Genomic DNA, 12,483 nt, shown 5'->3' with positions numbered 1-12,483 from the left:
GGGCTGAGCCGCTACCGCGCTACCACTGCGACCCGAAGCACTGCGGGCTGTAGGGATGGTCCTGCGCGACGATGACCTGGCCGCCGGCGGTGACCTCGCAGTGCGCGTTGGGCGCCGCCACACCGCCGCGGGTGGCGCTGCTCACCTGGAGGAACGCCCACTGCGGATCCTCGAGCGACGTCTCGAACACCCACGGCGCGCCCGGCGTGATGGTCAGCTTGTCGCGCTTGATGTAGGCGTACGCGTCGGCGTTGTAGGCGTCCATGCTCGGCGGCTGAGCGGTCAGGTAGGTCAACGTGAAGTCCGCGGGCCCGGCCACCGCGAGGGTGTAGGTGACCTTCTGCCCGGCCGGCTGGGCGACCGACGTCGCCTGACTCACCGCACATCCCGCGGCCGCCACCACGAGTGCCGCCCCGATCCGCGTCGTCGCTGTTCGCATGTCCGTCACATCGACCCAAGCTACCCGAGCGTTACAGCCGCGCGCGGTACCCGGTGTCGGACAGGACAACACACGCTGACCAACAGGTTAACCGGTTCGTCACACGGTGACATTTCGCAGAAACACCAGCGCTCTAACGTGCCGATTCGACACCGCCACGGTGCCCCACCTGCGTGTTCCCCGGCAGAGATATTTCGGAGAGACCGCAGTTGACATGACGAAAGGCTGTTCATGCGACTACCTCGACGTGCTGCGTTCACCCGGTCCGCCTTGGCGACGGGAAGCATCGCGCTGGCCACCGCGATGGTGCTTGCGGGCTGCGGCACCCGTGCCGGCGACACCGAGGCCGCCGGCGCCGAATCATGCGCGGACACCTCGGGTCCCACCATCAAGGTGGGGTCGCTGAACTCGCTGTCCGGCACGATGGCCATCTCCGAGGTCACCGTCCGCGACGCCATCAAACTCGCGGTAGACGAGATCAACGCCGCCGGTGGCGTGTCCGGCAAGCAGATCCAGCTCATCGGCGAGGACGGCGCGTCGGAACCGACCGTCTTCGCCGAGAAGGCCGAGAAGCTCATCAGCAGTGACTGTGTGGCCGCGGTCTTCGGCGGTTGGACGTCGTCGAGCCGCAAGGCGATGCTGCCGGTCTTCGAGAGCGCCAACTCGCTGCTGTACTACCCGGTGCAGTACGAGGGCCTCGAGTCGAGCAAGAACATCTTCTACACCGGAGCCACCACCAATCAACAGATCGTGCCCGCGCTGGACTACCTCAAGCAGCGCGGCGTCAAGTCGCTCTACCTCGTCGGCAGCGATTACGTGTTCCCGCAGACCGCCAACCGGATCATCAAGGCATACGCCGCCGCCAACGGCATCGAGATCAAGGGCGAGGACTACACCCCGCTCGGCTCGACGGACTTCTCGACGATCGTCAACAAGGTGCGCACCGCCGACGCGGACGCCGTCTTCAACACCCTCAACGGCGATTCCAACGTGGCGTTCTTCCGGGAGTACAAGAACGTCGGGCTCACCCCGCAGGCAATGCCGGTGGTGTCGGTGTCGATCGCCGAGGAGGAGGTCGGCGGCATCGGTGTGCAGAACGTCACCGGCCAGCTCACCGCGTGGAACTACTACCAGACCATCGACACCCCGGTGAACAAGGCGTTCGTGGCGGCCTACAAGAAGGCCTACGGCGCGAACAAGCCCACCTCGGACCCGATGGAGGCCGCCTACGTGTCGGTCTACCTGTGGAAGAACACCGTCGAGAAGGCGAAGTCGTTCGACGTCAAGGCCATTCAGGACAACGCAGGCGGTGTCTCGTTCGACGCACCGGAGGGCAAGGTCACCATCGACGGGGAGAACCACCACATCACCAAGACCGCCCGCATCGGCGAGATCCGGCCCGACGGGCTGATCTACACGATCTGGGAGTCGCCCGGCCCGATCGAGCCGGATCCGTATCTGAAGTCCTACCCGTGGGCCGCCGGCCTGTCCAGCTGATCCCATGGATGTCCTGATCGGGCAGCTGGCAACGGGATTGAGCCTCGGCTCGATCCTGTTGCTGGCCGCACTCGGACTCTCGCTGACCTTCGGTCAGATGGGGGTCATCAACATGGCCCACGGCGAGTTCATCATGGCCGGCTGCTACACCGCGTACGTGGTGCAGCAGCTCGTCACCAGTGCCGGTGCGTCGCTGCTGATCTCGCTGGCGGTCGGATTCGTCGTGGGTGGCGCGATGGGCGCCCTGCTCGAGGTGACGCTGATCCAGCGGATGTACCACCGGCCGCTGGACACCCTGCTGGTCACGTTCGGCGTGGGGCTGGTCCTGCAGCAGGTGGCCCGCGACATCTTCGGCGCCCCCGCGGTCAACGTGGTGGCTCCGGCGTGGCTGTCGGGGGGCGTCGAGATCTTCGGCGCGGTGGTGCCGAGAACCCGGATCTTCATCCTGGTGCTCGCGGTCGCCTGCGTGGCCGTGCTCGCGACCCTGCTCAAGGCCAGCCCGATGGGCAGGCGCATCCGCGCGGTGGTCGCCAACCGTGACCTCGCGGAGACGAGCGGGATCTCCTCCCGCAAGACCGACATCACCACCTTCTTCATCGGTTCGGGCCTCGCGTCGGTGGCCGGTGTCGCGCTGACGCTGATCGGCTCCACCAGCCCCACCATCGGACAGAGCTTCCTGATCGACGCCTTCCTGGTGGTGGTGGTCGGCGGGCTCGGCCAGATCAAGGGCACGGTGATCGCGGCGCTGGCGCTGGGCTTCTTGAACTCGTTCATCGAGTACAACACCACCGCGTCGCTGGCCAAGGTGATCGTGTTCGTGATCATCGTGATCTTCCTGCAGGTCCGCCCGCAGGGCCTGTTCACCGTCCGGACCAGGAGTCTCGTATGAGGACCATCATCGGACGGTGGCAGACGTGGGCGGCCTTCGGGGTCGCGGCGCTCGTGTTGTTCGTCGCGGCGCCCGCCGTGCTGTCGGACTTCCGGCTCGGCCTGCTCGCGAAGTTCCTGTGCTTCGCGATCGTGGCCGTCGGCATCGGATTGGCGTGGGGCCGCGGCGGAATGCTCGTGCTGGGTCAGGGCGTCTTCTTCGGCCTCGGCGGCTACATGATGGGCATGCACCTCAAGATCGCCGACGCGCAGATCCGCGGTGACGACGTGCCGGACTTCATGCAGATCGCCGGCGTGCGCGAACTGCCGGCCTACTGGGCGCCGTTCGCCTCGCCTGCGTTCACCCTGCTGGCGATCGTGGTGGTGCCCACGGGCATCGCCGCCGTTCTCGGTCTCGGCGTGTTCAAGCGCCGCGTCAAGGGCGCGTACTTCGCGATCCTGTCGCAGGCCCTGGCGGCGGCACTGGCGATCCTGCTGGTCGGCCAGACGGGTCTCGGTGGCAGCAACGGGCTCAGCGGCTTCCGCACCTTCTTCGGGTTCACCCTCAACGACCCGGTGAACCGGCGAATGCTGTTCTTCATCGCCGCGGCCACACTGCTGGTCGTGGTGGCGGTGGTCCGGCAGTTGATGCAGAGCCGATACGGCGAACTGCTGGTGGCCGTGCGTGACGGTGAGGAGCGGGTACGTTTCCTCGGCTACGACCCGGCCAACATCAAGGTGGTGGCGTACACCGTGGCGGCGCTGTTCGCGAGCGTCGCGGGCGCGCTGTTCACCCCGATCGTGGGCTTCATCGCGCCGTCGCAGGTGGGTATCCTGCCGTCGATCGCGTTCCTGATCGGCGTGGCGATCGGTGGCCGCACCACACTGCTGGGCCCGGTGCTCGGCGCGATCGGGGTGGCCTGGGCGCAGACGCTGTTCTCCGAACGCTTCCCGTCGGAGTGGATCTACGCCCAGGGCCTGCTGTTCATCGTCGTGGTGGGCTTCTTCCCGGCCGGTTTCGCCGGGCTGAGCGTGCTGGCCCGCCGCTACCGGCGGCGCAAACCCAATGCGCCGCAAACGAATCCGACGTCGTCGGAACAGGTCGGCGAGCCAGAACCCGACACCAGAGTGGGAGCCGCGACATGACCACCGCGCAGGCGCAGCCGCAGCCGGTGGCAGGCGGAAACATCGGCATGGGCACCGAGTACCTCGAAGTACGCGGGCTGACGGTCGATTTCGACGGGTTCAAGGCGGTCAGCGACGTCGACCTGACGCTGTTCCAGGGCGACCTGAGGTTCCTGATCGGACCCAACGGGGCCGGCAAGACCACGGTGATCGACGCCATCACCGGCCTGGTTGCCGCCTCGGGTTCGGTGAACAAGTCGGGGGTCGAACTGCTCGGTAAGAAGGTGCATCGGATCGCCAGGCAGGGCGTCGGTCGCACCTTCCAGACGGCCAGCGTGTTCGAACAGCTCACGGTGCTGCAGAACCTGGACATCGCGGCGGGCGCGGGCCGCTCACCGTGGACGCTGCTGCGCCGGCGTTCCGGAGTGCTGCCCGCCATCGAGGAGGCCCTGGAGACCATCGGCCTGACCGACCTCTCGGGCAAACCGGCTGGAGTGCTCGCCCACGGGCAGAAGCAGTGGCTGGAGATCGGCATGCTGCTGGTGCAGAACGCCGACGTGCTGCTGCTCGACGAGCCGGTAGCCGGGATGAGCACCGAGGAACGCGAGGAAACCGGGAACCTGTTGCGGCGCATCGGTGGTGAGCGCACCGTCGTGGTCGTCGAGCACGACATGGATTTCATGCGCGCCTTCGCCACCTCGGTGACGGTGCTCGCGCGCGGCCAGGTGATCGCCGAGGGTTCGGTGGCCGAGGTCCAGGCCAATCCCAAGGTGCAGGAGGTGTACCTCGGCACCGCCGCGGCGGGCGCCGAAGGCATACCGGACGAACTGATCGAGGAAGTTGGCGACTGATGCTCGAACTCATCGACGTCCGCACCGGCTACGGCCGGTCGGAGGTCATCCACGGTGTCAGCCTCGAGGTGCCGTCCGACGGGGTCGCCGCGGTGATGGGCCACAACGGCGCGGGCAAGACGACGTTGTTGCGCGCCGCGGTGGGGCTGCTGAAATGCACTGCGGGCACGGTGCTCTTCGACGGTGAGGACATCACCAGGCTGCGACCCAGCGCCCGGGTCGCGCGCGGCCTGGCGTACGTACCGCAGGGCCAGCAGTCGTTCGGGCAGTTGACGACGGCGGAGAACCTGCAGGTCGTCGCCGACGGGCGCAAGAACGGCAGGAAACTGATCGACGAGCAGCTCGACCTGTTCCCCGCCTTGAAGGAACTGCTGACCCGGCGAGCGGGCCTGCTCTCTGGCGGTCAGCGTCAGCAGCTGGCGATCGCCCGTGCGCTGATCACGTCGCCGACGTGCCTCATCCTCGACGAGCCGACCGAGGGCATCCAGCCGTCGGTGGTCGCCGAGATCGAGGCGGCGATCACCGCGCTGACCGGGCGGGGCGATCTCGGCGTGCTGCTCGTCGAGCAGCACATCGGTTTCGCGCTCGAATCGTCGCAGCGCTACTACATCCTGGAGGCCGGCCGGGTCACCTCGAGCGGCGCCGGCGGATCGGCGTCGGAGGCCGACGTGCGCGCCGCGATGGCCATCTGACCTGCAGGTGCCACCCGCGAGCGTGCCGGGTGCGCCCCCGCTTGCGTGGCGTGTGTTGGACGACACGCGGCTGAATCCGGGCATCCGCGCACGATCACGCCCGTCGAGCGGGCACACTCTCCGCGTGACCGAACCATCAGTGTTTGCGGACTCCGGCAGATTCGTGGTCGCCGAGGACGGCCCGAAGGTGCTGGTCATCGACCGTGGCCGTACGGCGCCGGAGGTGATGGTGCTGGTGTTGACGATCTTCAGCCTGGTCTTCGGCGGGTTCGGCGTCGTCTCGCTGTTCTCGGCCTTCACCGGCACGCTCTCGCTCCGGTCGTTGGTGATCGGCGGCTTCTTCTTCGCCATCGGGGTGGTGTCGCTGCTGGTGATGAATCGGATCAACGAGTCCATCGAGCGGGCGCGGTCGATGCCGCTGAGCACCATGCGCCCGGTGGCCGTGTTCGACCGCAGACACCGGGTGTACCTCGACGCGGACGGCGAAGTCGTCGCGCCGCTGGATCAGGTCCGTTTCGAGCGCAGGATGCAGATGACGTCGAGCGCGTCCAAACTGGTGGCGGTCACTCCCCGCGGCGCGCGGGACCTGCTGCGCGGCACGCCGTTCAACGGCGTCGGCAAGCTCGACGGGGTGCTGACGGATCTCGTGCACGCCGGTCGATAGCGGTTTATTGACGGCCGAGACTGTCCACGTTCGGGTCACGGCGGCGTCGCGGTGACCTAGCATCACGCTCATGGCCGATGCGGACGGTTGCGGGTGCTCACAGCCGTTGTCCGCGTTGTCACGCCGGGCCATGATCACGGCGTCGGTGTCGGCGGTGGTCGGGGGCGCCGCCGTCGGCTCGGCGGGCTTCGGTTCGGCGGCACCGCCCCTGGCGCAGACGCTGCCCGAGAACGCGCTGGTCACCCTCGGAGTACAGGCGGGGCCACCACCCGTTCCGCACAGGACCGGCGTCTCGTCGGCACTGAAGATCGGCGCCGCCGTCTATCAGATCGATTGCGGGCTGGGCTCGTTGAACGCGTTCACCGACGCGGGCTTCCGGTTCGACGATCTACAGAGCATGTTCATCACCCACCTGCACACCGACCACATCGTCGACTACTACAGCTTCTTCCTCTCCGGTGGCTACACCGCGGCCAAAGGCAAGGCGGCGGTGCGGGTTTACGGTCCAGGGCCTGCGGGCGGCCTGCCGCCGAGCGAGGTCGGTGACCCGCAGCCGGCCACGGTCAACCCCGCTGAACCCGCTCCGGGACTGGCCGCGACCAGCCGGGCGCTCCTGCAGGCCTACGCCTACACCAGCAACATCTTCATCCGCGACATGGGCACCGTCGACATCGAGGATCTGATCGATGTGCACGAGATCGCGGTGCCGCCGGGCTCCAGTCATGTCGACAGATCACCGAGAACCGCGCCCTTCCCCGTGATGTCCGACGACAACGTGACCGTCACCGCGACGCTGGTCTCGCACTACGACGTGTACCCGGCGTTCGGCTTTCGCTTCGACATGAGGAAGTCGCCGGTCTCCGTGACGTTCTCGGGTGACACCACCAAGTCCGACAATCTGGTGGAACTGGCCCGCGACACCGACATCCTGGTGCACGAGGCGCAATTCAGCCTCGACGACGCCTACTACAACGACAGGTTCCCGCCCGACTACCTCGTGCGGTCACACACCTCGGCCGAGCAGGTCGGTGAGGTCGCGGCGGCGGCGAACGCCGGACACCTCGTGCTGAGCCACTACTCCCCCACCGACCTACCCGATTCGCAGTGGCTCGCCGCGATCGGGAAGCACTACACGGGCCCGGTGACCGTGGCCAGGGACGGCCAGGTGTTCGCGCTCTGATCAGCCCAGCCGTGCGGGCAGGCGAGCACCGAACAGCCGCACCGCGTTACCGGAGCCGACCATCCGCCGAGTGGCGTCGTCCATCGGGAATGCGGCAAGGAAGTCGGCTCCGGCCTGGTTGTCGTCCATCGGGTAGTCGACCGAGAACATCACCCGGTCGGCGCCCATCACCTCCAGCGTGCACGCGAATGCCGACGGACAGAAGTTCCCGCTGGTGGTGACGAAGACGTTGCGGCGCAGATACTCCGACGGCAGGTGCTGCAGCCGGTTCGCCGAACCCGAGCCGCCGAGCCCGTAGTAGCGGTCGGTGCGGTACGCGGCGAACGGCAGCATCTCCCCGAGGTGGCCGATGATCATCTGCAGTCTCGGGAACTTGTCGAACAGGCCCGAATAGATGAGCCGCAGCAGGTGCGTGCCGGTCTCGACGGCGAAGCCCCACGACGCCAGGTGCAGGCCGGCATCGACGTAGGGTGCGAACCAGGCGTCCATCACCGCGGGGTGCGGCGTGGTGGGGTGCAGGTAGATCGGAACCCCGAGCGCCTCGGCCTGTCCGAAGAGATCCTCGTAGGCCGGATCGTCGAGATACCGGCCGCGACTGTGCCCGTTGACCAGTGCGCCGACCAGTCCGAGTTCTGTGACCGATCGGCGGAGTTCGTCCGCCGCCGCACCGGGGTCCTGAGTCGCGAGGGTGGCGAAACCACCGAAGCGATCCGGGTGTGCGCGCACGGTCTCGGCCAGGTCGTCGTTCGCCAGGCGTGCCAACTCGACGGAGCGCGCGACGTCGTCCTCCTGCTGGACGCCCGGATCGAACAGAGACAGGATCTGGAAATCGATGCCTGCGGCGTCCATCTGCTCCAGCCGCAGCGGGCCGCGGTCGTAGAGCCTGTCGTAGGCCACGGTGTCGTGGGATTGCAGCCAGGTGCCCACCACGTTCCCGACGCTGGCCGGGTCCCACGCGTAGTGCTCCTCGAGCGCGATCAGCGACATCGGCACCTCCGGCGGGTCGGTGACCGGACCCTACCGCGACGCCCCGCGCGGGTGGAGGGTTCGCGCGGATGCGGGTGTCAGCGCAGGTGATGGCGTAGCGGCGCCAGAATGCCCCGACTGAATCCGGTTCCGCGCGGGCGAGTGTGCGACGTGTCGTCGTCCAGCTGCCGATCAAGCGGCAACACGCCGCGCGGTCGATGAGAGAGTCAGCCCAGACGGGTCAGCACGTCGGCGACCACGCCGTCGATCGGCACGTCGACCTGCGCACCGGTGGCGAGGTCCTTCACGCCGACGGTGCCCGCGTCGATGTCCCGGTCACCGGCGACCAGCGCGAGCACCGCACCCGACCGGTCGGCGGCGCGCAGCGCGCCCTTGAGCCCGCGGTCGCCGTACGCCAGGTCGACGCTCACCCCGGCGCCGCGCAGTTCGGCGGCCAGCACCGCGAGCCGGAGCTTGGCCCGCTCCCCGAGCGGCACCCCGAACACGTCGACCGCCCGGGCCCGTCCGACCTGCTTGCCCTCGGCCTGCAGCGCCAGCAGCGTGCGGTCCACCCCCAGCCCGAAGCCGATCCCGGACACGTCCTGCCCGCCGAGGCGGCGCATCAGGCCGTCGTAGCGCCCGCCGCCGCCGATCCCGGACTGAGCGCCCAGCCCGTCGTGGACGAACTCGAAGGTGGTTTTCGTGTAGTAGTCCAGACCACGCACCATCCGCGGGTTGATCACATACGGCACGCCGAGTGCCTGCAGGTGGGCCTGCACGGTCTCGAAATGCTGCCCGGCGCTGTCGGAGAGGTGGTCGAGCATCACCGGTGCGTCGGCCGTCATCTCCCGGACGTGCGGCCGCTTGTCGTCGAGCACCCGTAGCGGGTTGATCTCCGCGCGGCGCCGGGTCTCCTCGTCGAGGTCGAGCTCGAACAGGAACTCCTGCAGCAGCCGGCGGTACTGCGGTCGGCAGGTGTCGTCGCCGAGGGAGGTGAGCTCGAGCCGGAAGCCGTCGAGTCCCAGCGACCGGAAGCCGCTGTCGGCGACCGCGATGACCTCGGCGTCCAGCGCGGGATCGTCCACGCCGATGGCCTCCACGCCGACCTGTTGCAGCTGCCGGTACCGGCCCGCCTGCGGTCGCTCGTACCGGAAGAACGGCCCCGAGTAGCAGAGTTTGACCGGCAACGCGCCGCGGTCGAGCCGGTGCTGGATGACCGCGCGGATGACGCCCGCGGTGCCTTCGGGCCGCAGCGTCACCGACCGGTCGCCGCGGTCGGCGAAGGTGTACATCTCCTTGGACACCACGTCGGTCGACTCGCCGACGCCGCGGGCGAACAGCGCGGTGTCCTCGAAGATCGGCAGCTCCACGTCGCCGTATCCGGCGCGCCGCGCCGTGGCCAGCAGGCCGTCGCGCACGGCGACGAATCCCGCCGACTCGGGCGGCAGGTAGTCCGGGACACCCTTGGGCGCCTGGAAGGAAGACGGATCCGTCACGTTGTCAGCCTCTGAGGAACGGGTTGGTGCGGCGCTCGTCGCCGATCGTGGACTTCTCGCCGTGGCCCGGCAGTACCACGGTGGCGTCGTCGAGCACCAACAGTTTGGTCAGGATCGAGCCCAGCAGGTCGCGGCCGCTGCCGCCGGGCAGGTCGGTGCGTCCCACCGACCGGCGGAACAGGGTGTCGCCGGTCAGCGCCACCTCGGTGGCGTCGCCCTCGAGCCGGAACACCACCGAACCCCGGGTGTGGCCCGGGGTGTGGTCCACGGTCACCACCATGTCGCCGAGGTCGAGCTTCTCGCCGTCGGCGTCGAGTTCGATCACCTGCCGCGGTTCGCGGAACACCGCGCCGAAGGCCATCCGGCCCAGGCCGCCGAGGAAACCCGAGGTGAAGTCCTTGACGGGATCGGTCAGCATGTACCGGTCGTCGGGGTGGATGAACGCCGGGCAGCCGTACATGTCCGCGACCTTCTGCGCCGACCAGATGTGGTCGATGTGGCCGTGGGTGAGCAGCACCGCCGCCGGGGTGAGGCGCTGTTCGTCGAGGATGCGGCGCAGCGGGCCGAACGCCCGCTGGCCGGGGTCGACGATCACGGCGTCCGATCCCGGCCGCGGGGCCAGCACGTAGCAGTTGCACTGCAACATGCCCGCGGGGAAACCGGTGATCAACACGTCCACGAGTTTCCCATGCCGGATCTCCCGCGCCGATCCCGTGGGTCGTTCACCGTCCACTCAGCAACCTTTGGCACACTCGGTGCCGACCGGACGCGACGAGCGGCGGAAACGAGAAGGGACTACCGGCGGTGCCCACCAACGAACAACGACGTGCAGCGGCCAAGCGCAAGCTCGAGCGACAGCTGGAGCGGCGGGCACAACAGGAACGCAGGCGGCGCCAGCTCACGATCATCGGATCGGTGGTCGGCGTGCTCGTGGTCGTCGGCGCCGCCGTCTTCGGCTTCCTCTTCCTGAAGGACGACTCGAACTCCGACACCGCCTCGGCCGCACCGAGCAGCTCGACCACCCCGGCCGCACCGACGCCGTCGGCAGACGGTCTGCTTCAGCTGCCGGCGTTCGCCGCACCCGCCGGTCTGGGCTCGAAGTGTGAATACCCGGCCGGCCAGGAGCCCGCGAGCAAGAAGGTCAACCCGCCCCGCGCCGGTGCGGTGCCCACCGACCCGGCAGAGGTCAGCGTCAGCATGACCACCAATCAGGGCAACCTCGGCCTGGTGCTCGACAACGCCAAGGCGCCGTGCACCGTCAACAGCTTCGCCAGTCTGGCGCAGCAGGGTTACTTCAACGACACGGTGTGCCACCGGCTGACCGCGTCCACCGGCCTCAAGGTGCTGCAGTGCGGGGATCCGACCGGCAAGGGCACCGGCGGACCGGGTTACGGCTTCGACAACGAGTATCCGACCAACCAGTTCCAGCCCGACGATCCGGCGCTGCAGAGCCCGGTGGTCTACCCGCGCGGCACCCTGGCGATGGCCAACACCGGCGCCCCCGGCTCCAACGGCAGCCAGTTCTTCCTGGTCTACGGCGACTCGCAGCTGCCGCCGAACTACACGGTGTTCGGCAAGATCGACGAAACCGGGCTGGCCACCCTCGACAAGATCGCCGCGGCGGGCGTCGTCCCCGGCGAACGTGGGGCCGACGACGGCGCACCGACCAACGAGGTGAAGGTCACCTCGGTTCTGCTCGACTGAGTCCGGCACACCCGACGTGACCGCGCCGCCGCCCTACGGCGGGTACCCGCCCTATCCCGGACCGCCGCCCCGGTCGACGAACGCGATGGCGATCGCCGCGCTGGTGTGCGCGTTCCTGTTCGCGCCGCTGGGCATCATCTTCGGCCACATCTCGCTGGCGCAGATCAAGCGCACCGGAGAGGACGGCCGCGCGCTCGCCTTGACCGGGCTGATCGTCGGCTACGTCGCGACCGTGCTGAGCATCGTCTTCGTCGTGCTGATGGTGCTCTTCCTCGTCGCGGTGTCACATGAGATCGACAACCGGCCGAGTGGCCCGGTCTACACCGCCGCTCCGCCGCCATCCGGGTCGGCGTTGCCGGCGTTCGACCCTCCGCAGCCGCCGGGCACCAACTGCCAGTACCCCGCCACGCCTGCCGCGGCGAGCAAGCGGGTCACCGCGCCACGAACCGGCAGGGTGCCCACCGAGCCGGCGACGGTCGATGCCGGCATCGAGACCAGCCGCGGCAACATCGGCCTGACGCTGGAGAACGCCAAGGCGCCGTGCACCGTGAACAACTTCGCCAGCCTGGCCCAGCAGGGCTTCTTCGACGGCACCACCTGTCACCGGCTGACGACCTCACCGGTGCTGAAGGTGCTGCAGTGCGGCGATCCGTCGGGCACCGGCGCCGGCGGGCCGGGTTACCGCTTCCCGAACGAGTACCCGACCAATCAGTACCGGCTGTCCGATACGGCGCTGAAGCAGGCGGTGACCTATCCGCGCGGGACGGTGGCCATGGCGAATTCGGGTGTGGGCACGAACGGCAGCCAGTTCTTCCTGATGTACGCGGACTCCCAGCTGCCGCCGACCTACACGGTGTTCGGCACCGTCGACGAGACCGGGCTGGCGACGCTCGACGCGATCGCGGCCGGCGGTGTCGCCGACGGCGGCGACGACGGCCCGCCGGCACGCGCCGTCACGATCACGCAGGCGCGGCTGGACTGACACCCGCCGGTGGTGGTGGA

13 protein-coding genes are annotated in these 12,483 nt (G+C 68.6%); 9 read left to right on the top strand and 4 right to left on the bottom strand.

The features are described 5' to 3' along the window. Positions 1-19: 19 nt before the first annotated feature. Complete coding sequence (locus AB0K11_RS18125) at positions 20-439, bottom strand: hypothetical protein (protein WP_364979485.1); 420 nt, start codon at positions 437-439, stop codon at positions 20-22. Between the two features lie 231 nt (positions 440-670). Here AB0K11_RS18125 and urtA point away from each other — a divergent pair, with 231 nt between their 5' ends. From urtA to AB0K11_RS18090, 7 genes are all read left to right on the top strand, one after another. Next, positions 671-1,936 (top strand): urea ABC transporter substrate-binding protein, encoded by a 1,266-nt coding sequence (urtA, locus tag AB0K11_RS18120; protein WP_364979482.1) that lies wholly within the window; start codon positions 671-673, stop codon positions 1,934-1,936. A 4-nt stretch (positions 1,937-1,940) separates the two neighbouring features. Further along, a complete protein-coding gene (gene urtB, locus AB0K11_RS18115) occupies positions 1,941-2,825 on the top strand; it encodes an urea ABC transporter permease subunit UrtB (protein WP_302913948.1) in 885 nt (294 codons plus the stop codon). Beyond that, positions 2,822-3,949: an urea ABC transporter permease subunit UrtC gene (gene urtC, locus AB0K11_RS18110; protein WP_364979478.1), complete on the top strand. Its 1,128-nt coding sequence runs from the start codon at positions 2,822-2,824 to the stop codon at positions 3,947-3,949. The genes urtB and urtC overlap by 4 nt, the downstream gene beginning before the upstream one ends. Further along, positions 3,946-4,779: an urea ABC transporter ATP-binding protein UrtD gene (gene urtD, locus AB0K11_RS18105; protein WP_364979475.1), complete on the top strand. Its 834-nt coding sequence runs from the start codon at positions 3,946-3,948 to the stop codon at positions 4,777-4,779. The genes urtC and urtD overlap by 4 nt, the downstream gene beginning before the upstream one ends. Next, positions 4,779-5,471, top strand: coding sequence for an urea ABC transporter ATP-binding subunit UrtE (gene urtE, locus AB0K11_RS18100; RefSeq protein ID WP_364979472.1), 693 nt, complete (start codon positions 4,779-4,781; stop codon positions 5,469-5,471). The genes urtD and urtE overlap by 1 nt, the downstream gene beginning before the upstream one ends. Positions 5,472-5,595: 124 nt before the next feature. Continuing rightward, entirely contained in the window at positions 5,596-6,135 is a 540-nt protein-coding gene (locus AB0K11_RS18095; protein ID WP_364979469.1) for a hypothetical protein, read from the top strand. Positions 6,136-6,205: 70 nt separating this feature from the next. Beyond that, the gene (locus AB0K11_RS18090) at positions 6,206-7,315 is read left to right on the top strand and encodes an MBL fold metallo-hydrolase (protein ID WP_364979466.1); all 1,110 of its coding nucleotides are present in this window, start codon (positions 6,206-6,208) and stop codon (positions 7,313-7,315) included. Here the strand turns inward: AB0K11_RS18090 and AB0K11_RS18085 are convergent, their stop codons facing one another. From AB0K11_RS18085 to AB0K11_RS18075, 3 genes are all read right to left on the bottom strand, one after another. Beyond that, positions 7,316-8,302 carry an amidohydrolase family protein gene (locus tag AB0K11_RS18085; RefSeq protein ID WP_364979463.1) on the bottom strand — a complete coding sequence of 329 codons (987 nt, stop codon included), beginning with the start codon at positions 8,300-8,302 and terminating at the stop codon, positions 7,316-7,318. Positions 8,303-8,508: 206 nt separating this feature from the next. After that, positions 8,509-9,777 (bottom strand): histidine--tRNA ligase, encoded by a 1,269-nt coding sequence (gene hisS / locus AB0K11_RS18080; protein WP_364979461.1) that lies wholly within the window; start codon positions 9,775-9,777, stop codon positions 8,509-8,511. Between the two features lie 4 nt (positions 9,778-9,781). Beyond that, positions 9,782-10,450: an MBL fold metallo-hydrolase gene (locus AB0K11_RS18075; protein WP_364979458.1), complete on the bottom strand. Its 669-nt coding sequence runs from the start codon at positions 10,448-10,450 to the stop codon at positions 9,782-9,784. A gap of 131 nt (positions 10,451-10,581) precedes the next feature. Between AB0K11_RS18075 and AB0K11_RS18070 the strand changes: the two genes are divergently transcribed. Both AB0K11_RS18070 and AB0K11_RS18065 read left to right on the top strand, forming a co-directional pair. After that, positions 10,582-11,481 (top strand): peptidylprolyl isomerase, encoded by a 900-nt coding sequence (locus tag AB0K11_RS18070; RefSeq protein ID WP_364979455.1) that lies wholly within the window; start codon positions 10,582-10,584, stop codon positions 11,479-11,481. An 85-nt stretch (positions 11,482-11,566) separates the two neighbouring features. Further along, positions 11,567-12,463, top strand: a complete 897-nt coding sequence (locus AB0K11_RS18065) for a peptidylprolyl isomerase (protein ID WP_364980453.1) — start codon at positions 11,567-11,569, stop codon at positions 12,461-12,463. Positions 12,464-12,483: the final 20 nt, after the last annotated feature.

Origin of the sequence: Mycobacterium sp. NPDC050551 (genome assembly GCF_040674075.1) — a bacterium.
Classification (GTDB): domain Bacteria; phylum Actinomycetota; class Actinomycetes; order Mycobacteriales; family Mycobacteriaceae; genus Mycobacterium.
Note: the sequence above shows the minus strand (reverse complement) of the source record. Positions and strands in the feature narration are given on the sequence as shown.

Bases quoted from the DNA above. Each gene is read 5' to 3' on its own strand.
- AB0K11_RS18125 (WP_364979485.1), bottom strand. From the start codon at position 439: ATGCGAACAGCGACGACGCGGATCGGGGCGGCACTCGTGGTGGCGGCC.
- urtA (WP_364979482.1), top strand. From the start codon at position 671: ATGCGACTACCTCGACGTGCTGCGTTCACCCGGTCCGCCTTGGCGACG.
- urtB (WP_302913948.1), top strand. From the start codon at position 1,941: ATGGATGTCCTGATCGGGCAGCTGGCAACGGGATTGAGCCTCGGCTCG.
- urtC (WP_364979478.1), top strand. From the start codon at position 2,822: ATGAGGACCATCATCGGACGGTGGCAGACGTGGGCGGCCTTCGGGGTC.
- urtD (WP_364979475.1), top strand. From the start codon at position 3,946: ATGACCACCGCGCAGGCGCAGCCGCAGCCGGTGGCAGGCGGAAACATC.
- urtE (WP_364979472.1), top strand. From the start codon at position 4,779: ATGCTCGAACTCATCGACGTCCGCACCGGCTACGGCCGGTCGGAGGTC.
- AB0K11_RS18090 (WP_364979466.1), top strand. From the start codon at position 6,206: ATGGCCGATGCGGACGGTTGCGGGTGCTCACAGCCGTTGTCCGCGTTG.
- AB0K11_RS18085 (WP_364979463.1), bottom strand. From the start codon at position 8,302: ATGTCGCTGATCGCGCTCGAGGAGCACTACGCGTGGGACCCGGCCAGC.
- AB0K11_RS18065 (WP_364980453.1), top strand. From the start codon at position 11,567: ATGGCGATCGCCGCGCTGGTGTGCGCGTTCCTGTTCGCGCCGCTGGGC.